Origin of the sequence: Mesorhizobium sp. B2-4-7, assembly GCF_006442685.1 — a bacterium.
Classification (GTDB): Bacteria; Pseudomonadota; Alphaproteobacteria; order Rhizobiales; family Rhizobiaceae; genus Mesorhizobium.
Genome location: NZ_VFVH01000019.1, coordinates 1 through 22,305, shown reverse-complemented (window position 1 = coordinate 22,305; position 22,305 = coordinate 1). Strand labels below are relative to the sequence as shown.

Annotated in this window: 20 protein-coding genes and 7 pseudogenes; 16 read left to right on the top strand and 11 right to left on the bottom strand. The window is 60.0% G+C overall.

The window, feature by feature from the left end; genetic code table 11:
• Window positions 1-145 precede the first annotated feature (145 nt).
• The 3 genes from FJ946_RS31430 to FJ946_RS30560 form a co-directional block, all read right to left on the bottom strand.
• Window positions 146-370, bottom strand: a complete 225-nt coding sequence (locus FJ946_RS31430) for a DUF4142 domain-containing protein (protein WP_246673114.1) — start codon at window positions 368-370, stop codon at window positions 146-148.
• 258 nt (window positions 371-628) lie between these two features.
• Window positions 629-1,186, bottom strand: a complete 558-nt coding sequence (locus FJ946_RS30565) for a DUF1003 domain-containing protein (RefSeq protein WP_140499474.1) — start codon at window positions 1,184-1,186, stop codon at window positions 629-631.
• Window positions 1,187-1,550: 364 nt separating this feature from the next.
• Complete coding sequence (locus tag FJ946_RS30560; RefSeq protein WP_140499472.1) at window positions 1,551-1,784, bottom strand: hypothetical protein; 234 nt, start codon at window positions 1,782-1,784, stop codon at window positions 1,551-1,553.
• Window positions 1,785-2,091: 307 nt separating this feature from the next.
• Here FJ946_RS30560 and FJ946_RS30555 point away from each other — a divergent pair, with 307 nt between their 5' ends.
• Entirely contained in the window at window positions 2,092-2,754 is a 663-nt protein-coding gene (locus tag FJ946_RS30555) for a Ku protein (protein ID WP_140525819.1), read from the top strand.
• On the opposite strand, the pseudogene FJ946_RS31425 reads toward FJ946_RS30555, so the two are convergent.
• Window positions 2,730-3,814: pseudogene (locus FJ946_RS31425) on the bottom strand (alpha/beta fold hydrolase). The gene FJ946_RS30555 and the pseudogene FJ946_RS31425 overlap by 25 nt on opposite strands.
• Before the next feature lie 193 nt (window positions 3,815-4,007).
• Here FJ946_RS31425 and FJ946_RS30535 point away from each other — a divergent pair.
• The 9 genes and pseudogenes from FJ946_RS30535 (at window position 4,008) to FJ946_RS30495 (ending at window position 10,550) form a co-directional block, all read left to right on the top strand.
• Window positions 4,008-4,820: a hypothetical protein gene (locus FJ946_RS30535; protein ID WP_181167750.1), complete on the top strand. Its 813-nt coding sequence runs from the start codon at window positions 4,008-4,010 to the stop codon at window positions 4,818-4,820.
• A 41-nt stretch (window positions 4,821-4,861) separates the two neighbouring features.
• Entirely contained in the window at window positions 4,862-5,257 is a 396-nt protein-coding gene (locus tag FJ946_RS30530; RefSeq protein WP_140525824.1) for a phage holin family protein, read from the top strand.
• On the top strand, window positions 5,254-6,171 hold the full coding sequence (locus FJ946_RS30525; RefSeq protein WP_140525825.1) for a hypothetical protein: 918 nt from the start codon (window positions 5,254-5,256) through the stop codon (window positions 6,169-6,171). Before FJ946_RS30530 ends, FJ946_RS30525 begins: the two co-directional genes overlap by 4 nt.
• Before the next feature lie 53 nt (window positions 6,172-6,224).
• A complete protein-coding gene (locus FJ946_RS30520; protein ID WP_224656178.1) occupies window positions 6,225-6,569 on the top strand; it encodes a SemiSWEET transporter in 345 nt (114 codons plus the stop codon).
• An 83-nt stretch (window positions 6,570-6,652) separates the two neighbouring features.
• Complete coding sequence (locus tag FJ946_RS30515) at window positions 6,653-7,570, top strand: NAD(P)/FAD-dependent oxidoreductase (protein ID WP_140525826.1); 918 nt, start codon at window positions 6,653-6,655, stop codon at window positions 7,568-7,570.
• A 319-nt stretch (window positions 7,571-7,889) separates the two neighbouring features.
• Window positions 7,890-8,411, top strand: a pseudogene (locus tag FJ946_RS30510) (ferritin-like domain-containing protein).
• Between the two features lie 82 nt (window positions 8,412-8,493).
• Window positions 8,494-8,790, top strand: coding sequence for a hypothetical protein (locus FJ946_RS30505; protein WP_140525827.1), 297 nt, complete (start codon window positions 8,494-8,496; stop codon window positions 8,788-8,790).
• Window positions 8,787-10,071 (top strand): annotated as a pseudogene (locus FJ946_RS30500) (SDR family oxidoreductase). The gene FJ946_RS30505 and the pseudogene FJ946_RS30500 overlap by 4 nt, the downstream one beginning before the upstream one ends.
• Window positions 10,071-10,550, top strand: coding sequence for a DUF2269 family protein (locus FJ946_RS30495; RefSeq protein ID WP_140501403.1), 480 nt, complete (start codon window positions 10,071-10,073; stop codon window positions 10,548-10,550). The pseudogene FJ946_RS30500 and the gene FJ946_RS30495 overlap by 1 nt, the downstream one beginning before the upstream one ends.
• 169 nt (window positions 10,551-10,719) lie before the next feature.
• Here the strand turns inward: FJ946_RS30495 and FJ946_RS30490 are convergent, their stop codons facing one another.
• Window positions 10,720-11,601, bottom strand: a complete 882-nt coding sequence (locus FJ946_RS30490; protein ID WP_140525828.1) for a manganese catalase family protein — start codon at window positions 11,599-11,601, stop codon at window positions 10,720-10,722.
• A 227-nt stretch (window positions 11,602-11,828) separates the two neighbouring features.
• Window positions 11,829-12,674, bottom strand: coding sequence for an SIR2 family protein (locus FJ946_RS30485; protein ID WP_140525835.1), 846 nt, complete (start codon window positions 12,672-12,674; stop codon window positions 11,829-11,831).
• A gap of 369 nt (window positions 12,675-13,043) precedes the next feature.
• Here FJ946_RS30485 and FJ946_RS30480 point away from each other — a divergent pair, with 369 nt between their 5' ends.
• Entirely contained in the window at window positions 13,044-14,222 is a 1,179-nt protein-coding gene (locus tag FJ946_RS30480; protein ID WP_224684575.1) for a beta-glucosidase, read from the top strand.
• 73 nt (window positions 14,223-14,295) lie between these two features.
• Here FJ946_RS30480 and glf read toward each other — a convergent pair.
• Both glf and FJ946_RS30470 read right to left on the bottom strand, forming a co-directional pair.
• Window positions 14,296-15,425: pseudogene (glf, locus tag FJ946_RS30475) on the bottom strand (UDP-galactopyranose mutase).
• A 2-nt stretch (window positions 15,426-15,427) separates the two neighbouring features.
• Window positions 15,428-16,600 (bottom strand): glycosyltransferase, encoded by a 1,173-nt coding sequence (locus tag FJ946_RS30470; RefSeq protein WP_140525829.1) that lies wholly within the window; start codon window positions 16,598-16,600, stop codon window positions 15,428-15,430.
• Window positions 16,601-16,987: 387 nt separating this feature from the next.
• Between FJ946_RS30470 and FJ946_RS30465 the strand changes: the two genes are divergently transcribed.
• Window positions 16,988-17,911 carry a hypothetical protein gene (locus FJ946_RS30465; RefSeq protein WP_140501395.1) on the top strand — a complete coding sequence of 308 codons (924 nt, stop codon included), beginning with the start codon at window positions 16,988-16,990 and terminating at the stop codon, window positions 17,909-17,911.
• 242 nt (window positions 17,912-18,153) lie between these two features.
• On the opposite strand, the gene nadE is transcribed toward FJ946_RS30465, so the two are convergent.
• A complete protein-coding gene (gene nadE, locus FJ946_RS30460) occupies window positions 18,154-18,993 on the bottom strand; it encodes an ammonia-dependent NAD(+) synthetase (RefSeq protein WP_140525830.1) in 840 nt (279 codons plus the stop codon).
• A 156-nt stretch (window positions 18,994-19,149) separates the two neighbouring features.
• Here nadE and FJ946_RS30455 point away from each other — a divergent pair.
• From FJ946_RS30455 to FJ946_RS30445, 3 genes and pseudogenes are all read left to right on the top strand, one after another.
• Window positions 19,150-19,661, top strand: a pseudogene (locus tag FJ946_RS30455) (DUF2243 domain-containing protein).
• Window positions 19,662-20,025: 364 nt separating this feature from the next.
• Window positions 20,026-20,208 carry a hypothetical protein gene (locus FJ946_RS30450; protein WP_140525831.1) on the top strand — a complete coding sequence of 61 codons (183 nt, stop codon included), beginning with the start codon at window positions 20,026-20,028 and terminating at the stop codon, window positions 20,206-20,208.
• A 94-nt stretch (window positions 20,209-20,302) separates the two neighbouring features.
• Window positions 20,303-20,608, top strand: a pseudogene (locus tag FJ946_RS30445) (hypothetical protein); the annotation flags it as partial.
• An 81-nt stretch (window positions 20,609-20,689) separates the two neighbouring features.
• Here the strand turns inward: FJ946_RS30445 and FJ946_RS30440 are convergent.
• Window positions 20,690-21,187 (bottom strand): RES family NAD+ phosphorylase, encoded by a 498-nt coding sequence (locus tag FJ946_RS30440; protein WP_140525832.1) that lies wholly within the window; start codon window positions 21,185-21,187, stop codon window positions 20,690-20,692.
• Window positions 21,188-21,195: 8 nt separating this feature from the next.
• Window positions 21,196-21,546 carry an antitoxin Xre/MbcA/ParS toxin-binding domain-containing protein gene (locus FJ946_RS30435; protein ID WP_140525833.1) on the bottom strand — a complete coding sequence of 117 codons (351 nt, stop codon included), beginning with the start codon at window positions 21,544-21,546 and terminating at the stop codon, window positions 21,196-21,198.
• A gap of 421 nt (window positions 21,547-21,967) precedes the next feature.
• Here FJ946_RS30435 and FJ946_RS30430 point away from each other — a divergent pair.
• Window positions 21,968-22,198 (top strand): annotated as a pseudogene (locus FJ946_RS30430) (AAA family ATPase); the annotation flags it as partial.
• Between the last annotated feature and the right edge of the window lie 107 nt (window positions 22,199-22,305).

Below are 22,305 nucleotides of genomic sequence, written 5' to 3'. Positions count from 1 at the left end.
GTATCAACCAGTCGCGCGATTGTGTCATGAAGCTCTCCCTTTGGGTTGCTCGCCCAAACCGCGAGCGGAGAGGATGGTTCCGCCTGGACTATGGCAGGCTCGGCCAGAGGGCTGTCGACGCGCGGATTGACCGCCGACGCGACGGTCACTTCTTGCTCTGGCCCGAGGCATCGGCCAATGCCGGGTTCACCAGCTTGCTGCGGACGTCCCGCGCCATTCGCAGGTGCTCCAGTACGGCCGGCAGGATATCGGAGGCGAAATGCTGGACATCCGGATCCCGGCCGGAGCCGATCTCCCATTCAAGGAGTTGCACAGTCTTCTGATGGTCGACGATCTGGCCGCTGATGTAAGCCAGATCGAATTCGACCAATGCCAGCTTCTGCCGGCAATGGCAGCGGCGAAGGGAGGCCGCTGATAAAGGTGCAGTGTGGGATACCGAATGGATCCGACGAGACACATGTCGTGCCAGGTATAGCGGCTGCGACGCAGGGAGCCATGTCGGAGGGGGCAAGTGTGCGAAGGGATCGTCTTTGTCTGCGGCTACTTTGTACCCGCCAGCCCTGCTGACAGCAAACGAGCGTTCATCGACACGGTTTCGCCTATCGGTGAGATACTGGCGACACCTCCTCTACTCCTCTGCCTCCATAATCTTGTCGAGAACAGCTTCAGGTGCCACGTCGCGCTTCAGTTCCTTCAATTCATCGTCCGCTTCCGTGGCAACATTCATGCGCTTGGCAATCTCCTCGACCATCTTGATGAGCTTGGTCGTCTCGTGTTCGTTGAGCAGGCTGACCTGAAGATCGAGGTCTGCTCTCGCATCGTCCTCAGCGGCCATCCGGTTCTGGTTGATGAGCACGAAGGTGGACAAAAAGATCGCCTCCACGGATGCAATCATCGCCAGGATAACCAAGGATGGGTCCCAAGGCTGAACAAAGCCGACGGGCTTGATATTGAGGACGATCCAGCCCCCAAAGAAAACAAGATGGATATAGACGAACATCATGCTGCCTGCGAACTGGCTAATTGCTCCCGCGGCGCGTTGCTCCGCAGTGGCAGCGTTCGCATCGCGCTTCCGTCGTTGAACGATTGCTTCGATGTTGCGGGCCAAGGCAGGAGCGAGGCCGTCCGCGGGTGGTGTGGTTGGGGTGGCGGATCCCATGTCATTGCCTGAGGTGTTTGGGCGCATAGCTCTCTCCGTGTCTCCACCTGACCCACTTAACTGGTCGGTTGGCGTTTCGATCCATGCAGCCTCAGGAGCGCTGACGGACCTTCATCACGAATGGCTCACCCAATGAGACATACCTATCAGAGGTGTTCGGTAAGCGAGACGGTCAACGCCGCAAATGGGCCTGGCGACTTGCCGGTCGAAGGCCGCGATAGGATACGCGGATGAGGAGTCGCTAGCGAAACGGGAGGTTCTGATGGTAGTGGAGGCTGATGCAGTTGTGCAATCCGAAACGACATGGAGCGCTTCAGGACACTCTCCGACCAGACAAGGATCGCCTGCCGAGAGCGTCGCCAGATCGATGGATTTCAGGCCGGGGAGCGCTTTAAAGCGGGCGAAGTTCGAACCGTATAACTGCCTCTGCTATTGGTCGCTCCTCGTCGCGTATGATGAAAGCGAGTTCGCACTCATTGCCGTCATGGGGGAGTGTCTCTCTCGCTATTTCGGTCAAAGCCTTTACAGCTTCATCTGTAGCGGTCTCCGTATCGGGAAGTTCGCTCCCCTCGTTGTCTTCAGTAACGTTTCCATTTTCAGTAAGATCAAAAAAGAAGCGTGCCATGTTCGTGTATCCGTTCGGGGCCTTTCTGTCCGAACCTTGGCGATTTCAGAAGGTTCCAAGCTGGATTTTGTTGTGAGGCAGGATTTTTTTATCGCGTACGATCGCAATCGAGTTTCTGGTCCAAATCGTGCGTTGGCCTGACGTTCAGTCCGCGGTGGCATGAGCGCCTCATTTCCTTGGAGCATGTGTCGTTGGATCAGGCCCACTCAACCCAGGCACAGTCGCCGGCGGCAATCCAAGTCAGGCGGGCGGAACATAACGATCTGGCTGACGTTTGTGCCGAGGATCGGCCCGACAGGAGGACTGCATGGCAGCCCCACGAGCAGTTTGGAAAGGGATTTTAAAAGTCGGGTCCGTGTCGTGCGGAGTGAAGCTTGTGGGTGCAACCAGCGAGGCATCGAAAATCCACTTCAAGATTTTGAATCGGAAAGATGGATTGCCTGTCAAGGCTGCCTATGTTGACGAAGAGACGGGCGATGTCGTCGATAGCGAAAACCAAGTCAAAGGCTACGAGGCAGACGCGGGCGATTTCATCAAGGTCGAACCGGACGAGATCAAAAAGCTAAAGATGACGTCTGAGCACACGCTTGAGGTCGACGAGTTTGTCGCCATCAAGGATATCGACACGCGCTACCTGGAAAAGCCTTATTACCTGATCCCTGCCGACGGTGCTTCCACCGAGGCCTTCTCCGTGCTGCGCGAAGCGATGGCCAAGGGTGTGGCGGCGCGGTCCTGCGTGGTGCTGTACCAACGCGGGCGCGAAGTCGTGATACAGCCCTATGGCAAGGGAATGCTGCTTACCGAGTTGCGGACCCATGACGAGATGATCTCGGAAGAGACTATATTCAAAGACCCGAAAAGCTTTCTTCGAATTATGACAAAACGACTCTGTGCCTGGATCAGAAAAGATCGATTGGCCGCCCGGGCTCGGGGCTACCGCCCGAGTCATTCGCGCGGTGCAGGAGCATAGTAAGCAGCTTCTTCAGGTGAGAGCGATCCGGCTGCCGCGATGCTGTCCACCATCTCGAGCACAAGGTGCGGCGCAGCATGATGAACCATGTGACCGGCACCCGCGACGATGCGCATCATCGAGCCCGGTAGGACCGCGTGCAAATGTTGGGAATGATAGTTGGTGTCGAGCAGGCTGTCCGCGTCCCCGGCCATGATACCTATCGGCGCGTTTGTCCTCCCTGCGGTCTTGGGAGCCAACGCGGCAACGGGGATCAGCAGACCAGATTCCGCGGCAGTCGTTCGCAAGTGCGACGGTGCGCTGACCAGATCTCGCAAAGCATTTGAAAACTCTGGCGGGACAGGTTGCGGCCCAAACAGGCGGCGCATCAAAACGGGCCAGATCAGCCTGACGACAGGCGGCAGGATGGTGTGGCAAATGATGGTTCCCACGATTGGCAGTGCCGGCAGGGCGGCAAGCATGGCATCGAACCTTGCGGAGGGGAAATGATAGCCGGAGAGGAGAACCGCGCCACCAATCTCGTCCGGATACCGGGCCGCCCACTGGAGGGCGATCGATGCCCCCCAAGAACGATGGGATTGTCTGCCCCGATCCTCTGCGTGGCGCTCTGGAGCAGATCTGCCTGGGCCGCGGCGGTCCATAGGCGACCGCGCGGCCGAGTACTTCCGCCAAACCCGGGGCGGTCGAATACAATAACGCGATAACGCTTGGCTGCTTTGTCGACTAGACCGCTGGTTTGGAAGTCCTCAGCGGCGGAACCGTTCCCATGCAGGAGAACCAGGTCCCTGCCGCTTCCAGCCTCGACATATCGAAGGCGGACACCGTCGACCTCTATGGTCCTTCCTTTCGCGCGGACGGAAAGCGCTTGCTTGGTCGCTGCTCGATTGTTCAACGCTAGCAAGGCCACCGCCGCAACCAGGCCGCCGACCCAGACGCGTGATGATCGTTTCAGTGAGAATTGAAACCGGAAAGACAAGCTGCCGTGCTCCTTGCGTAGGTTGCGGCGACTGGCGAATCGCCGCTGGGACGTCGCACCCAAAAGGCTCACCGTTTTCGCCATCCGAACTGAGACGCCACAAGGTTGTTCCGGCGCCTGATCGCCTGACCTTCGAACGAGGCTACGGGCTTAGCTCGGCCTAGGGCTCCTCGAGATTGAGCCCGCGGAAGGTCGAATGACAGCCGGGGGAGGCGTTAGTCTTGCCAGCCGTTTCCACAGACTGGATAGCCAAAAGAGCACCGGTGACGAGTAACCCTTGGGCTCCAAACATGGCGACGTGCTCGCGTTCAACTCGCACGATCAACCCACGCAGGGGGTCTTTAAATCTAAGGGAGCTAAAAAAGTTTTGGCTGATGGAACATCGCGCGGTTCAGCGTGTTTGCTTTCGACGAAAATGGAGAAATCAGGCCGTGAACAGCGTCATTTATCTCATAGGTCTCGTTGTCGTCGTGCTGGCAATTCTCTCCTTCCTCGGTTTTCACTAGGAGCCATTATGCAACGCGAAGGCGATCCAGGACGTCCAGCATCCGATTTCGATACGGCAAAGAGCGAGCTCTCCGACCGGCTCCAGGAAGAAACCCAAAATGCCACCCGGTTGATTCACGACGCCAGTGACGAAGTCGTCAGCAAAGCTGGCGAGTACGCGTCGGAAGCGCAGGAGGCTTTGTCAGGGAAGGCGCAGGAAACGCAGCGCGACATGAGCGCGAGCTTAGCCGCTTTTGGGGGCGCGTTGCGGGCAGCAAGTGAGCATCTGGCCAACAGCGATCAAGCCACCGTTTCGAAGTTCGTGCTTACTGCCGCTGGCGGGCTGGAGCGCCTCTCGTCCTCTTTGCGGGACAAACCAGTCGAACAAGTCTTAGGCGAGGTCAGGTCCTTCGGGCGCGAAAACTCTGGAGTGCTTATCGCCGGGTCGGTTTTCGCCGGTTTGGCTCTGGGACGCTTCATCAAAAGCTCGCAACCCGCTGATTCGAGCGAAGCGGACGGTCGGCTGAAAAGCAGTGGCGCCCCAAAGACTGTAACGCGCCCGAAGACCACAGGCAGCTCTCCACGGGACGACCTCACGTCATAACGAATGCAGCCACTTTCTTGGCCGAGCACGGAGCATGACCGATGAACAACGATCAGGACGGCCGCAGTCTCGCGAGCCTTGTGAGCGACCTTACACAGCAAGTGACGACCCTGCTACAGACCGAAACAAGGCTTCTGCGGGCCGAAATATCCGAAAACGTCAGCAAAGCCGGGCACGGCGTGGTCGAAGTCGTAGGCGGTGCCGTGTGCTTGCTGGCATCGCTGGTGGTACTGCTCCAAGCGCTCGTGATCGCTTTGGCTAAGGCGGGTCTGGGGGCCGGGTGGGCCTCGCTGCTCGTCGGTGTCGTCGTGGCGATCCTGGGGGTGATTCTCCTTCGCACGGGAATGGCCGGCATTGCGCCTTCCGGATTGGCTCCTGACCGCACACAAGAACAACTCAACAGCGATGCGCGTGTGATCAAAGGACAAATGAGATGAGCGAGAAATCGGCAGCCGAACTCGAACGCGAAGCCGAGATTGCCCGCGCAGCGGTCGTCGATACCGCCGAATCCATCCGCAGCAAAATGACACCCGGTCAGTTGATCGACGAATTCACCGGGTTGTTTTCTGGCGGCGCAGGGACCGCCGCCCTCAGCAGATTCCAGACCCAAGTCAGCGACAACCCTTTGGCCCTGATGCTGGTTGGGACCGGCCTGGCTTGGCTGATGCTTGGCAGCGGTGCTTCGGCGGGTGGCTCTCCTGCAACCCAGGCTGTCAACAATCAGGCCGACACGGATGGGGGGACGTTCGGGGTCAGCGATGTGACGGGGGCTGCGGAAGGGCCGAGTTCCGGACAAGAGATCCCCAATGGTGGACCATCGGCGGTCGCAGAGATGCTCTCGGATGCCGGCGCGACCGCTGGCTCGATTGCGAGCAATGCAAGCGAAGCGGCCGCAACTGCGGCTGGCGAGACCAAGGATAAGGTTGTAAACACCGTGGGGCAGCTTGGCTCCAGTGCGAGTGATATGGCTGTGCAGGCGAGTCGAACCGCGCAGGAACTATTTGAGCGCGAACCACTGGCACTTGCCGTCCTCGGCCTGGCGGCGGGTACGGCTATAGGCGTGCTTCTGCCTCGCACAACCATGGAAGACGAGCAACTCGGCGGCTACCGCGACAAACTACTTGGCAGCGCCAACAGTGCTTTAGAGGACGGCGTGGAGCAAGCGAAAGAGATCGCTGCCGAAGCTTACGAGACAGTCAAGAGCGAGGCGGACCGGCAGGGCTCGAGCGGCACCGCCGACACGTTAGCCGGTAAGGTCGGTGAGGTCGTCAAGGCCACCGCAAAAACTACCGAAAAGGCGGTTCGAGATCGACTTCCCGAATCGGATCAGTCCTCCACGGCCAAGCCCTAAGCCATCTGCAGGGTGCCAGGGCAGCGGTCAAATTGAACTTAGAGACACCCGTCGTGAACAAAACCGCGCGCCGACGGTTTGATTGCATGGAAACTGAGACACTGGTCGGCTATCTCGCGGCACTATGTTCGATGGTGAGCTTTACGCCGCAAGCCTGGAAGATCATAAAGACGCGCGACACGGGCAGTATCTCCGCGCCTATGTATGCGATTACGGCAGCAGGGTTCGCCCTCTGGCTCATCTTCGGGTCCATGAAAGGCGAGTGGCCGATCATCATCACAAACGCCGCCTGTCTCGTTCTCTCGGCATTCATTCTTCTGATGACGCTCCTTCCTCGCGCGAAGAAGGACGCGGTCGCGGACGTGCTGGATCCCGCTGCCTCAAGGACTGAGCGATGATCTTCGTTTGGTTGCGTTCTGAGGTTTACGAGGCGCTCAGCGGTGGCAGCCAGGAATGACGCGCTCATGTCGGGAGTTCTCTTGTGGTTTCAGACGATGAAATCCGTCCTGGCGAATCATACGACTGCCTGGTCATCGGCGGCGGACCGGCCGGCCTGACCGCCGCGACCTACCTGGGGCGTTTTCGGCGCCGGATCGTCCTTGTGGATGCCGGCCAAAGCCGCGCAAAGTGGATACCGGTAACCCACAACTGTCCCGGGTTTCCTGACGGTATTGCCGGTGTTGAGCTGCTTGATCGTCTGCGGCAGCAGGCACTGCTGAGCGGAGTCGATCTCGTGGACGATACGATCCACGACATTAAGCGGGGTGGGACCGATTTCATCGCCACGGCATCGGTTCCCATTCGGGCTCGCGCGGTGCTCATGGCCACCGGTATTGTCGATACGCTTCCAGACACGCCCGACGCCGCCGATATGATCAAGGCCGGCACGTTGCGGCTGTGTCCGATCTGTGACGCCTACGAGGTCATCGACGGACGGGTTGCGGTGATGGGCCCGGCAGATCACGCAATGAAGATGGCGTTGTTTATGCGAAGCTACACAAGTGACGTCACCATGTTGGTCGAGACGACAACTCGATTCGACCCCGCCGCCGACGCCTTGCTCAAAAAGGCTGGAATCAAGGTGCACGCGTGCCTCCCGGGCTCGATCCGCTCTGCCGGCCATCAGGCGACCATCAGGCTCGTTGCCGGAAACACGCTGTCTTTCGATACCATCTATCCCGCATTGGGCTGCACGATGCGATCGAAGCTGGCCACCAACCTCGGCGCGGAATGTGACGAAATCGGCAATCTTGTCGTGGATTCGCGCCAGCGAACCGCAATTGCGGGCCTCTACGCCGCAGGCGATGTGGTTGACGAAATCAACCAGGTCGCGGTCGCCTTCGGACACGCGGCGATCGCCGCAACCGATATGCACAGCTATCTTGCGCAAAACGAGTGAACAGGTCCGCCCTCGTTCAGTCGTTCAGTCGTTCAGTCGTTCAGTCGTTCAGTCGTTCAGGATGGCGCGTGGCGCAGCCCTCGCGGGGATATTCGTCGCTTCCCCGGCATCCTGGTGCCCCCCATTGGCGCCGTAAGAGCCTCAATGCGGCATTGGCGAGACAACACCTATTGTGTGCGCATTCAGGCACTGCCGTCGATGCCGCTTATTCGCAACCGACGGGGTGCCGGCGTCTGCTGGGGAAAAACGGCGGAACAAACAAGGAGCCGCCTCGTTTGAACGGGGTGCCGCCCGGCGCGCTTTCAAGCAGGAGATGAGGATGGCAACCAAGAAAGCTTCGCAGACAAAGGGACTTGAGGATCTCTTCCACGACGGCTTGAAGGATATCTACTACGCCGAGCGCAAAATCCTTCCGCCTTGAAGAAGATGGCGAAGGGAGCTGAATCCGAAAAGGTGATTGCTGCCTTTGAGAAGCATCGAGGTGAGACGGAAGGCCAGATCGAGCGCCTGCAGCAGGTGTTCGAGATCTTCGGCAAGCGGGCACAGGGAAAGACCTGCCCGGCAATCGACGGCATCATAGAAGAAGGGCAGGAGATCCTGGAGGACTTTCAACAGGCTCCAGCCCTGGATGCCGGGCTCGTGGCCGCCGCGCAAGCCGTCGAGCATTATGAGATCGATCGCCCGATATGGAACGCTGATCACCTGGGCCGGTTTGCTTGGGCTGAAAAAGGCCGTTCCGCTGCTTGAACAGTCGCTCAAGGAGGAGAAGGCGACCGATGAAGCACTGACGCAACTCGGGGAGGCCGGTGTGAACGAGAGAGCGATGCAAAAGGCGGCCTAGATATCCGCACTGGATCACGCCGAGGAGGTCCGTCATGGATGTCCGGCAACCCATGCCGCTTGACCAAGCATCGGCCGCGCCTATGTCCGCGGAACCGGCGTCGAGCAAAAGACAGCTCCTGTTCGAACGTCGCACCAAAGCTGTTGAGATCGATGAGATCGACCCAGGCGACGGCCGGGTGATCAACCATGATGGCGAGCAACTCGCTATCAGCGAGGCGGCAGACGGTTCGAGTGCCGGCTGCATCGACGGTTGGAACCCGGTCGACCGGATATGGTACTGGTCCTGCCACAGATGGGGATTCGACGAACAAGGCGTGCTGCCGGCAAACAGGCCGCCGGCGGCTCGAGCGACGCCGCAGGCCGGGCTCACGGGATGAAGATCCTCGTCACCGGCGCTACAGGTTTGATAGGCGCCTCACTATGCGCGCGCCTGGAGGCGGAGGGACACGAAGTACGGCGCGTGCTCCGCCGCTCCCGACCTGCCGGCTCTTCGAAAAGTTCGGACGTCATTTTGGACATGACGGAGGCGGTCCGACCGGAGGACTGGAGTTCGCCTCTTTCAGGCGTCGATGCCGTCGTCAACTGCGCCGGCGTTCTGCAGGACAACGCGCGGGAAAAGGTTCAGGAGGTCCATGCCATCGCCGCTTCCGCTCTCTTCAGGACCTGCGAACGGGCCGGCATCAAGACGGTCATCCATTTCTCGGCGATCGGTGTCGACCGCGATCAGCTGTCCGCCTTCTCCGCCAGCAAGCTGGCCGGCGACAAGGTATTGATGGCGCTCGATGTCGGCTGGGTGATCCTGCGTCCCTCGGTGGCGCGGCGCGGCGTCTTTGGCGCAAGCGCATTGTTGCGTGGGCTAGCCGCGCTGCCATTGTTGCCGGCCATGCCCAATACCGGTCGCCTGCAAGTCGTTCAGCTCGATGACATTGTCTCCACCGTTCTTTTCTTCCTCCTGCCCACGAGTCCTTCTCGCTTGACGCTGGAGCTTGCGGGGCCGGAGGCGCTCACCATGACAGAGCTCGTCAGTCGTTACCGCCAGTGGTTTGGATGGAAGAAGGCAGCCATATTCACCTTGCCCGGCTGGGTGGCGAGAGGCCTCTATCGTCTGGGCGATCTGGCTGGATGGCTCGGCTGGCGACCGCCGATCCGCAGCAATGCGCAAAAAAGAAATCACGCGAGGCGCTGTCGGTGATCCGCAGCCCTGGATTGTGACGACAGGCATTCACCCGGCAAGCCTCGCATCAGCACTTGCGGCCGATCCGGCAACGGTCCAGGAGCGATGGTTTGCCGGGCTCTATCTCATCAAGCCCGCGATCTTCGTTGTGCTGCCATTCTTCTGGATCATGACCGGCATCATCTCGCTCACGACAGGCTGGCGTAATGGCGTCGAACTGCTGATCGGCACTGCGGTGGCGCCCCACGCCGAGGCCGCGGTCGTGGCCGGTGCAATCGCCGACGCGGCTGTCGGCGCTCTGATCGCGTTCCGGCCGACAAGCCGCCCGGGTCTTTGGGGTGCGATCGCGATCTCGCTGTCCTACGCCATCGCCGGCACCATCCTGCGCCCGGATCTCTGGAACGAGCCACTCGGCCCGCTGATGAAAATCCTGCCGATCCTCGCCTTGCACTTCGTTGCGCTGGCGATCTTGGACGAGCGCTGATGCTTTATTTCGTGGTCAAATATCTGCACGTCATCGGCGCAGCCGTGCTGCTTGGGACAGGGGCGGGGATTGCCTTCTTCATGCTTCTCGCTCACCGGACCGGCAATGCCGCAACAATCGCGGCAGTTGCCCACATCGTGGTTGTCGCTGATTTCCTCTTTACCGCGACTGCCGTCGTCGCGCAGCCGATCACCGGCGTGGCCCTCGCCTGGCAGGCTGGCTATTCATTGAGGGAAGGATGGATCGTGCTGTCGATTGTGCTCTATGTCGTGACCGGCCTGTTCTGGCTGCCGGTCGTTTGGATGCAGATGGAGATGCGCAATCTGGCGACGCGCGCCGCCACATCTGGCGACCCGCCGCCGGAGCGGTACAACAAGCTGTTTCGGTTGTGGTTTGTCTTCGGTTTTCCTGCCTTCGCCGCCGTGCTCGCCATCTTCTGGCTCATGATCACGCGTCCCCTCATCGTTTTGTTCGATTGACGGTGACAAGAGCTTCGCTGGCCACTGATGGGCAGCAGGTCCTTTGGCCAGGTGGTGAGTTCGGGAACCAACACGGCTTCTCACCCTGAACAGAAGGCGCGACGCCATAGGTGCTTTCCGACGATTGGAGGGAGAAAGCGTTGCCATCAGCCTAAGCTGGAGAATGACACTAGCCGCGAGCGCCGTTACCGTCTGACCCCCTGGCGCGACTGGAGCCCCGGGTAGAACCGATCTGTTCGCTCTGTGCTCCGCTGTCCACGCGGGGGGAGCCAAGCATGGGTTCCTCACCCATCGGCTCGCCCGCGACCGTCGTGAACTCTCCGTTGCCGTCAATGGATTTGCCGCTCGACCAACGGCCCTCGGGCGGCGGCACGCCGTCGACGAAACAGTTGACGAAAGCATAGCTGACGTCGCGAAGTTCCTGTTCCTGGGGGAAGGAATTGGGAACCGGCAGTGAAGCCGCGAGCCCGCCCATGTCCTCGATGGCTGCTAACCATTGCTGCTGGTGCATCGTGTCGCGGGCGATCAGGAACGACAGCATCTCCTTCATGCCGGGATCGTCGGTCATATTGTAGAGGCGTGTGGCAAGCACTCTGCCACTGCTTTCCGCCGTGACATTGGCGATCATGTCGGCGGCGAGATTGCCGCTGGCGTAGACGTGTGAAGCATTGAAGGGCACGCCGTTTGAATTTTCCGGCAATGCCGCGAGTCCGGTGGAAAGGATGTGGCGGAAGTTCATGCCGTTCAACACGGAGCCGCCGATCGTATCGGCTGAAATGTCTTCTTGCAAAGACAGCGGCGCCCCTTCCAGATTCAACGCCACGGCCGTCGCGAGCATCTCGATGTGGGCGAGTTCCTCAGTGGCGGTGTTCAGCAGCAGGTCCCGATACTTGCTTGGGCCGCGCGCGCCCCAGGCCTGGAAGAAGTACTGCAGCGCAACTCGTATCTCGCCTTCGACGCCACCGATCGCCTGCTGCAAAGCACGAGCAAAGATCGGGCTGGGCGTTTCCACGCGCACAGGGAATTGCAATTTCTTGTCGGTGTAAAACATCTCATATTATCTCCGTTGATCTCGCCCAACCGACCGCAGAACCAGATGTTCCTTCTGTTCGACAGTATTTATCCTGACCATGTCGAGTTGGACGCGCGTGCGCGAAACGTGTGCAATCCGCTTCGGCAGGGCGCGGTTGTTTGGCGCAAGACCAAGATGAAGCGACCCGCGGGGTGATCGCCTTCACCCCGCCCTCAAGGCGGCCCTGGTGCCCGGTTCGTCCCCCCTCATGGACCCCTCATGGCGTCAAGCAGCTTGGAAAGAAACGCTGCTAACGCTTGTTCAGGCTGAGCCGCCTCTTCGCTCAACATTTCGATGCCCCATCGACCCAGCACCGCCTCCTGGACGACGCTCGGGCTAGGCATGAATACGAACGATCTGGGGCGGTCGGTCTCATAGCCGGACAGCCTCCAGGTCTGCCACAGGCGGTGCAAAAGCAGGCGAATGTTCATATCCGACATGCTGTAGCCGATGAAAAGGATCGTCCGCCCCAATGCATCCGCGCGGAATTTCACATCCAGCGGTGAATCGAAGGACAGCCGGTCGAAATAGTCGGTCTCGGCCAGAATGAGGGAGGAGTCGTCGTCGAAGTCGCCGTGGTATTTGACGATCTGGGTGACCCCGTTGCTGGCTTTGGCGATGTCTTTTGCGTTTGCCACCTTCACGTAGTCGCGGCTATGGACTTCGAAGGCGACCTCGAGGTTGCGATCGTAGTTGGTCGTGTAGATGATCGGGAAGTCCAGTGCCACGATCAGGCGGTGGATCTCCGAACGTCTCACTTTCTCATGCGAGACACTCCAGTTCCGATCCATCCAGCTTCGCAGCGGTCCGATGGTGCCCCGCTTCAACCGGTAGAACTCCGCCAGGGTCTGGTAGCTGACGTCCGACGGCGCGATGATGCCGTCATCGATGCCCAGGTCCTCGACCAGATGATCGATGAGCTTACGCCAGGAGGGCAGGCCGACACTCATTGACACGCCAGCCCCAACGAACAGGATCGCGCGCCGCTCCCTGACGGAACGCGCGAGTTCCTCGATGGGGAAAGCATGGACAAACCTCCGACCGATAATCATCCCAACTACCGGGACGGTCGCCGGTTCCATTCTCGTGCAGGCGGTGACCCGCCGTGGGGTTTGCGACGCGCCGGGGAACAATCATCCGCATGGGGTTCGTAACGGGCGCAGCCGGAACAAAGCATTGTGCTCGCGGTTTAGCTCCGGCGCCGATCGCCAGCGGAGAAATGCATCAATGACAATCAAGGAGCCGGCACACTCGGGTAGGCTAGCCTGGCCGCACACAGCCAAGCGCGGCATGGACGAGCAGGACAGAAGCCAAGCAGAGGCTCGCGCCAGTCGGCATCCTGAAGCCGATCCTGTCGACGAATCGCGTAGCACCGTGAACTGTAACGAGCTACGGGCAAATCGCCAGACCCGCGAGAGAGCATGATGGCCAGGCCGGCCCCCACCGAACGATCCGGCCCGGTCCAGGATGTGGTAGACGATGGTCAACACCGAGCGGTCGGCCGAACCTTCGAAAGCTTCTTCATGGCCGGCTTTGAATGTTCCTCCCACAGGCGGAGCGACGGTGTCCGGCTCGATCTTGTTCGCGCTACCTCGCACAACATCCATGCCTTGGCGGACTACCGGAGCTGTGCCGAGCTCGGGCTTCGAACGATCCGAGACGGGTTGCGCTGGCACCTGATCGAAACGGCGCCGGGCATCTATGACTGGTCGAGTTGGGCGGCCATGATCGAAGCGGCTCGTGCCGTTGGCGTGCAGGTGATCTGGGATGTTTTTCATTACGGGTCGCCCGATCACATCGATCAGGGATCGCAGGAATTCATCGACGCCTACGCCGCTTTTGCCGCGGAGGCCGTGCGGTTCCATCGCTCCTTCACGGGCACCTCTCCGCTGCTTTGTCCAATCAACGAAATCTCGTTCTTTGCCTGGGCCGTCGAAGTCGGCTACTTCCCGCGTGTCGGCCCAAAGAAGCGCGGATGGTTCAAACGGCATCTCGTTAAGGCAGCGGTCGCGGGCATCCGTGCAATGCGACAGGCCGACCCCGACTGTCGATTCGTCTGGGCTGAGCCGCTGATCCATATCGCGCCTCGCGACGGCAGCCGAGCGGAACGGCAACGCGCGCAGAACGCCCGGCGAGGTCAGTTCGAGGCGTATGAGATGCTGATGGGACAGGTCGAGCCTGAACTGGGCGGCAGCCAAGATCTTGTCGACGTGATTGGCCTGAACTTTTATCCTCACAACCAATGGTATCTAAACGGTCCGACCATTCCCATGGGCCACCATGAATATCAGGCGCTGTCCGAGATGTTGCTCGAGGTCGCTCACAGGTTCCGCAAGCCGATGTTCATTGCTGAAACCGGGTCCGAAGGATCCGCCGGGCCAGCATGGCTGCATTATGTCTGCGATGAGGTCCGCGCCGCGATGAAGCTGGGCGTCCCCATCCAAGGCATTTGCATTTATCCCGTGACAGCCTATCCGGGTTGGGACAATTCCCGCCACGCCGAAGTCGGCTTGTTTTCTACCGTGCACGCGGATGGTTCGCGCAGCATCCGGCAGCCAGTTGCGGACGAGCTGGCGCGCCAGCGCCTTCTGTTCGCGTAAGCCCGGCCATCACGCGTGCAGCATGGGCCTGTCGGGTAGAACGGCATCGCGTTCGGCTTCGTCCGGCAAATGGTTACGGCGCGAGCACAGCAAATGTCGGCGCCTCCAACGAAGCCGAGGCCGGCAGGGTCTTCTGTATCCTCGCGAATGTGGCCAAGGCCTGACCCACCACTTGATCCATGTTGTAATAACGGTAGGTCGCTAGCCGTCCAACGAACCAGACGTTTGGGCAGGCGTCCGCCATTGCCTCGTAGCGTTTGTACAGCTCCTCGTTTTCGGCTCTCGGAACAGGATAATAGGGATCGCCTATATCGGTCGGGTATTCGTAGGTGAGGCTGGTTTTCGGATGCCGTTGGCCTGTCAGATGCTTATACTCCGTGACGCGGGTGTAGTTTTCCGTCTGCGGATAGTTCACCACCGCCACTGGCTGGAATTGTTCGCAATCCACTGTCACATGGTCGAACCGCAAGGAACGGTAAGGCAGACGGCCGAGCCTCCAATCAAAATATTCATCAATCGGCCCAGTATAGATCAGCTGCCGAAAGCCGATCTTGTCGCGTATCTCGCCATAGTCGGTCTGCAGCATCACCTTGATTTCAGGCCTGTCCAGCATCCGCTCGAACATCCGCGTATAGCCGCCGGCGGGCATGTTCTGGAACGTATCGCCAAAATAGCGGTCGTCGCGGGTGGTGCGGGTCGGCACCCGTGCCGTTACGGATTTACTCAGTTGGGACGGATCCACGCCCCATTGTTTGCGAGTATAGCCGCGAAAGAATTTTTGCCCACGGTGCTGACCACCACGTCTTCGGCGGTTCGGACCTCCTCCACCGTTTCTCGTCGCGAAGCGAAAAATTCTTCCAGTTGTTCGGAGGTGAGATCAAGTCCGTAGAGACGATTGATCGTGTCGAGATTGATCGGGATGGGCAGCAGTTTGCCGTCTACCGAAGAGAGGACGCGATGTTCGTAGGGCCGCCACGCCGTGAACTGCGACAGATAGTCGACGATGGATTGCGCGTTGGTGTGGAAGATGTGGGGACCATAGCGATGGATCAGGAGTCCCGCTTCGTCGTAGCAGTCATAGGCGTTGCCGCCGACATGATTTCTGCGGTCTATGAGCAGGACACTTTCGCGGCGTTGCGATGCAATGCGCTCGGCAAGCACGCTGCCGGCAAAGCCGGCTCCGACGATCAGCCAGTCGAACATCGTCAGGCTCTCCTGCGCAGCGGAACGACAGTTTTCATCGCCTGGACACCGTGGATGTGTGAGGTCATGGCATCCCAAGTGCGTTCCCACGACTTGTCGGCGAGATAGGCATCAACTGCCCTCACCTGCAGGTCTCTGGGGCGGGCAAGCATGCAGCGAAGCTTGGTCGCAATGTCGTCGGCGTCGACGATCTCGACGAGACCAGCCGCACCGTAGGTGCGAACGACATCAACGATCGCGGTGGAGATCACGGGCAGTCCGGCCGCAAGAAACTCGGGTGTCTTGGTTGGGCTGATGTATCGCGTTGCCTCGTTGAGCGCGAACGGCATCCAACCGACTGCCCAATGACGAAGATAGCTCGGCAGGTCGGCATAGTTCTTGGGCCCGAGCCAATGCAAATTGTCTGCCCGTGGCAGGGTCGCCGGATCGATCTTGACCACCGGCCCAAGCATGACGAACTGGATGTCGGGCATCGCGGCAGCCGTCTGGCCAACAAGGGCGATGTCGAGCCGTTCGTCGATCACGCCGAAATAGCCAACCCTTGGATGGGGAATGGCTGCCTGGTCGGATGGTTCCTCGCCCCCCTCTCTCGCCATGTTGAAATGAGCAGCGTCGATGCTGCTTGGAAACGCAAAGATCGAACGATGCTGACTGCGCTTTGCCTCATAGAGGCTTTGCCCGCCCGTGAAGACCAGATCGGCACGGCGGAACAGCGCTCTTTCCAGCTGTGCCAGTTCCGCGGGCGCGTCGCGGAAGGCGGACAACTCATCCATGCAATCGTAGACACACACATTGCAGCGCAGATGACTGCTGAAGCGCAGCGCCATTGGCGTGTAATACCACGCAATCAGCCGGTCATGAGGAACGGGTGCGACGAGTTCATTGACGAAGCTTCGCTGGATGGCGTCCACCTTTGTCGCGGATGTTCCAAGCGGGACGACCGGCGTGACAACCCTGATTGCCGGAGCTACGTCGTTCACGCGCATGAAGGGACCGCGGACATCTTCGAAGGCTGGTTCTTCGAAGTAAATTACCTGTTGCTGCCGGGCGGCGAGGGTCAGGAGGTGCTGTGGCCTTTGAAATACAAAATTCCATCGGAGATGTGAAAAGCAGATAACTACTGCATTGTACGCAATAGACGTGATTTTTTTTGTTTTTGCCGGCGCGATTTCCATATATTTTCCCTTTTAATACGAGTCAAGTCTCGAAGAATTAACCTAGGTTAATTTTCGACACTCCTGCCTGATGCTTTCAGTTCCATCTAACTTTCGATTTAGTAAGTTGTTCCCGCGGTATTAATTGATTTGCGTGGCCGATCATCGGCCTCAACGATCAGAGGTAGGGCCGCTCGACTGCTTCGCGGGCGGTCCGAATGCGGCACGAGATCCGCTGGAATTGGGACCACGGCGCCCTAACGTGGCGCTTTGTCACTCCTCGAGCTGTTGAAGGCCTGTGGGAAAATCGACACGTGTTAGCCGACGCTGCTAGAATAAGAGCGCCTCGAATCAGTTTGTTTGGACCTGGGTGTCGGAAGCTGAGAGAGGCTGTCGAGGTTTATGGACATGCAGATCAATTTTGAAACGCACGTCTTTCCGTTGTTTCACCCGCAGCAGGTGGACGACCTGAAAGATCCTTGTCCCGTATTCGACGGAACGCTCTGGCACATGTTCGGATCGAGCGGCACCGTCACGAGCGAGGAATGGAAGATACTGCACGCCACAGCGCCGGATCCGCGTGGCCCCTGGACCGAGCATGAACCGATCGCCTTGCCGATCACCGGCTCGGGTGTGGCGGCGCCCGGTGTCATCCACGAAGGCGGGGTTTTCCACATGTTCATCCAGACCGAATTCATGAAGTCGGGTGGGCGGTGCGAGCATGCGGTGTCTAATGATGGTTTCCACTGGGTTGTTTTGACGTCGGCGATATTATCCCTGCCGGACACCGATGAAGATGGCATCTACGATCCCCATCCGGCGGTCATCGGCGGCAAGCGCTACATCGTCTACTCGGGAATGCCGAAATTCAGCAGGGTCCCGCAACCCGACGTCTATCTCGCACGCAGCCAGTCCGACTCCTGGTTCGGACCATGGAAGCGCGCTGGCAAGATCCTGGACCACCTGGACGTTCCGCATCACAACGCACGCGAGCATCCCGACTATGAATGGGGCATCGAAGGCGCTCAACTGGTCGAGTTGCCGGATGGACGCGTGCTGCTCAATGCAACCTGCTTCCTGCCCGAGGGGCCGCGCGGCAGCCGCCAGCGTGTATTCTTCGCAATTGCCGATCGCGTCGAAGGACCTTACGTGTCCGTCGGCCCAGTGCTGGATCCGGGCGAGCCGGGAGAGAACGGGCACTCGACTGTGATGATAGAGGGCCGGCAACTGACGCTGTTCTATCAGAGCCGGCGCGAGGCAACGAATCACAGGTGGCGCTATGGGCTGGCCACGTGCGACCTGGATCAGCAGATTTTTTCAAACGTCGCTTAACCCAGCGCGCCCGGAAAGGCGCCATCACCGCGACGGACAACCGTCCCTACGCAGTGCTCGTTTCGATCGAGAGTCGCCCTCGGGGCCGACGGCCGATGCATTGCGCGCGATAGGACGGCTCAACTTATTCGCTGAATCCAAGTGAGCCCGAGGGCGGGATTCGGCACCTGACGCTGTCGGATCGGACGTGGAAGATCTGGCGGCGGTCGCAGCAATAGTGAGCATCCATCCCGAGAGTCCGGCTACTGTCGTGATGGACCGGACGAGGCGACGGGCGCCACTGGAAGCGCGCGCTTGTGTGCGGTGCCGGCGTGCGCTTGAAATATGCGCGTGCGCGCTGCTTCGTCGATCTCCCGACCTTCAAGGAAATCGTCGATTTGATCGTAAGTTACGCCATAGGCATCTTCGTCCGGGCGAAGCGGAATTAGGTTCTCCAGGTCGGCAGTCGGAATCTTGGCAACTAATTGAGGCGGAGCGCCCAGATGCGCCGCCAAGGCGCGAACCCTACGCTTGTTCAACCCGGAAAGAGGAAGGATGTCGGCAGCACCGTCGCCGAACTTGGTGAAGAAACCCATCAGTGCTTCGGCCGCATGATCGGTACCGATGACCAGCCCTCGGGTGGCGCCGGCAAGCGCAAACTGGGCAATCATCCGCTCACGAGCCTTGATGTTGCCAAGCAAAAAGTCCTCTCCGCCGGCATCGCCGAGGTCGGTGCCCGCAAGCTTGATCGAATCCAGCATCGCGTCGGCGGCGGGCTTGATGTCGACCCGGCGCACTTCGTCTGCTTGTATTGTATCCAGTGCCCGCTGCGCGTCGCTCTCGTCGGCCTGTAAGCCGTATGGAAGCCGAACGGCCAGGAATCTGGCCTCATATCCTGCCGTTCGCAGTTCCTCCACGGCCCGTTGCGCAAGAAGAGCGGCAGCAAGCGAATCTACGCCACCGCTTACGCCCAGAACGTAGGTGTTGAGATTCGAGGCACGCAGATAGGTGCCGAGAAAATCGATGCGTCGGCGCGTTTCAAGCGCGACGTCAAAACTGGACGAGACTCCCAATGCTCCTATAATCAGTTGTTGGTCGGTCATGCGAAGTTGCTCCTGACATCATAGCGTTCTGTCCAGTCGCATACCACAAGGTCGGTGGCGGTCACCGTCTCGGTCTGCCAGCTGAAGCGGTTCTCAAAAAGCGATGATGACGCGCCGGTAGCGCAAAAACGGTGATGTACATTGGCGGGCTCGACGTTGGGTCCCCTTAGGAGAAAAAGGAACAGCGACGAAGAGCCTCACAGGTTCCCGACCTCGGCCGGAATCCTGCTCGGGCTCAGGCTGGTTCTTCGAGGGAATCGTTCTGCATCAGTTGCTCCAGTGGCATCATATGGCGACCAGCCGGCTATCCCGCCGCAATCTTGAGAACCTTCGGTTCAACACGTCCCTCGATGGCTGGTTCCACGCCGGCACATACGTGTTCGTCGCATTAGGTCTCATTGTGCTATGGCGTGCGGCGCGCCAACCTCATCTCGGGTGGTCAGGAAAGTTGCTACTTGCAACGATGCTCATGGGCTTTGGCATATTCAACCTGGTCGAGGGAGTGGACGATCACCAGCTTCTCGGCACACACCATGTCAACGAAACCGTCCCGCGGTCCCAGTGGGTCTATTGGGACCGCGGGTTGTTTGATTTGGGGTGCGCTGATGCTGCTCGGCGGGTGGGCCTTGTCAAACGGCAAGCGGAAATCCTGGCTGTGGCAGCTATGAAGCGTTGGACTCTAGCGCTTATTTCAGGATGCCTTGGAACCGGATTGTAGCAGCGATGTTGTAGGCCTCTCGAGAACGCGGGGAACTGAAGGCGAACGGGCTCGGTATGAACGGCTCTCGGGCGAGCACGTGAAGGAGTGTGAGACGGGGGACAGGGCGGCCGCCATTGAGGAGGTGCAATCCCGCTCTCATGTCCGGCTTTCCTGGTTCAGGTCCTGGCCTTCCACAATCAACCCGCAAGGGGTTCGCTACGCAAGCGTGCGACCTCTGCGGCTGCGCCTTCAAGGTGACCGCGGCCATGCCCTGAACACGTCGGGCGCCTGTCGAGCGGGGATGGACCCCGCCCAAAGACGGGAGCCAAACGATGTCGCACAATTTCACCCTTGCTCAGCACCATGCCTTCAATCTCGCGCAGACCTTGATGGTCCCGGTCACGCTCTTCCAAGTCGATGGCGAGTTCGGCGTCATGGTGTCGAGCGAATATGACGGTGACAAGGGCACGGTGGTCCACGAATACGATCCTTACGAGTACCGCCCGGCTCACTAAGAGGGGATCGTTGCCTGCCACTTGCGCCCGACAGGGCGCAAGTGAGGCTTCGCCGCGTACACGCCCCGGCAATGACGACGAGGTCAACGGCCTCTATAGCACCACGCTGATGCGCACCGGTGCCGATTCCGAAATCGAGCTTGCCATGACGGTCACGCCGCTCGGAGCGATTTCGCGCCTCAAGCACGCGCTCGACGATTTCGAAGGAGAGCGCGAGCGCTATCGCCAGCGCCTCGCCGACGCCCGCCGCCGGCTTGCGTCGTACCAGTCCCGGGATGATAGTGCCGAGTTCGCCTTCGCGGGTGAATTGGCCGACAAGCGGCGGCAGCTTGCTGAGGTGGAGGCGGCACTGGCGACGGATATTGAAGGTGCCGGGGCGACCGACGCAATTGCCGCCTGATCGAATGTGCTGGCCGGTCACGCCTCGCGGCGTGGCCGGCCTTTCTTCTTGTTAACCATAACCGGCTGTCCTCGATCGCCGCTATCGCGACAGGCGGTTTTCATCGTCGATCAGGGTGAGACGGCAGGGCGCCACATCGCTCCATGTCCAGAGGACGAGATTAAGGCCGTCCTCCGTCGCTCCGGGGGCGAAGCTTCTGACGAGCAATCCATGATAGCCAGCCGCGACAAGTCTTCGTGCGAAGGCTTGCGTCTTCGCCTCTCCGGTTGCTTTCATCTGATCGCGCCAAGTCGTACCGGCGAGCCCCGCCGCATCCATCCCCTCCGCACGCAGGCGCTCATGGTCGCGGCTGTCAAAAACCGCCTCGATATCCGCATCATAAGACACGAGTGTCGTCGGCTGCAAACTGCCGGCCCGATTGGCTTCGCGCAACGCCGTCATGACCGACAAGGACATATAGAGCGCTTGCGTTCCTTTCCGGTTGAAACGGCCACCGTAAAGCTCCGCGCCACGGCCAGACATCCGCTCGCGTGCATAGATCGGATTCAGCGCCCGATAGAGTTCCCCCTTGAAATGCATCGACCGGATCAGGCGTGAACGCCGGCGTCGACCGCGTCGATATAGTCGAGCACGTCATCGGCGCGCCCATCACGGACCAGTTGCATCGCGGTCAGGCCGGAAAAGCCGGGCAGGGGCTCGGAGCGATACCAGGCATAGGCCATCAGCGCCGAGCCGAAGCGGGGCTCGACCTTGTTGACGATCTCCGACATCTCGCGCAGCCGTCGCTGCGTCTTGTCCGAGCCAATGCGGTCCTTGCGCTGGATGGCATCCTTTCCGAGACCGGCGGTTCGGGCGATCTCCTCGCTGGTAGTACGCAAGGCGTCTGCGATTTTGCGCGGTGAAAAAAGTCCGCCGTCAGCATATTGGGCAAGTCCCATGACGCTTACCTCCATTCCTGTATGTCAATAATTATGACGCAATATAGCGTCAGAATAGCGGGGTTCAATCCAAATTTGGGAAGAAGGCTGAGAAGGAAGGGGAGGGGAAAACCTGCTCGCAGATCGAGCGGACCGCTGACGCTTGCGCTCAACCGCGCCGCTCGCGATCCCGGCCACGTCGTCCTTCGCAGGGCTGTTAGCCCCGCTTGTCCTGCCGGGCAGGGATGCTCGGCCGCAGTTGCACCGGCCCGCTCGCTCCGCGGGCCGGGGGGTGTCTTCGAGAAGAAGACGAGAAAGGACGCAGCGACGGGCTGTGTCCGGCAACCCCGTAAGGAGCATTTCCATGGAACTGAAATTTGTCGATCCGCGCGCGCTGAAGGGCAACCCCCGACAAGGCGCGACGTTCCAAGTCCAGCCCGCAAAAACCAGCGCGCTGAAAGCGGCACGGGAGGCTTGGGAACGCGAAGGTTTTCGCGTCGTTGGTGGGGCGCTCGCCGGCAAGGCGGCCGAAGGCCTGGAAAAGGAAGCGGCAATCGCGGCGCGCACATTGGCGTCATGGGAGCTTCGGTGGGGGAGGGGTACTGACCTCCTCGACGGCAAGACCGTTTTCGTGATGGACGAGGCCGGAATGGTTGCGTCGAGGCAGATGGCGTTGCACAGGATCTGGGCCAGTTGTTGCGGATCTGCGGCGACAAAGGCGCTGTCCTCGACCGCGGCCGGCCTGGCGAAGCGGGCATTGTGAGCTGGTAGGTAGGTCTG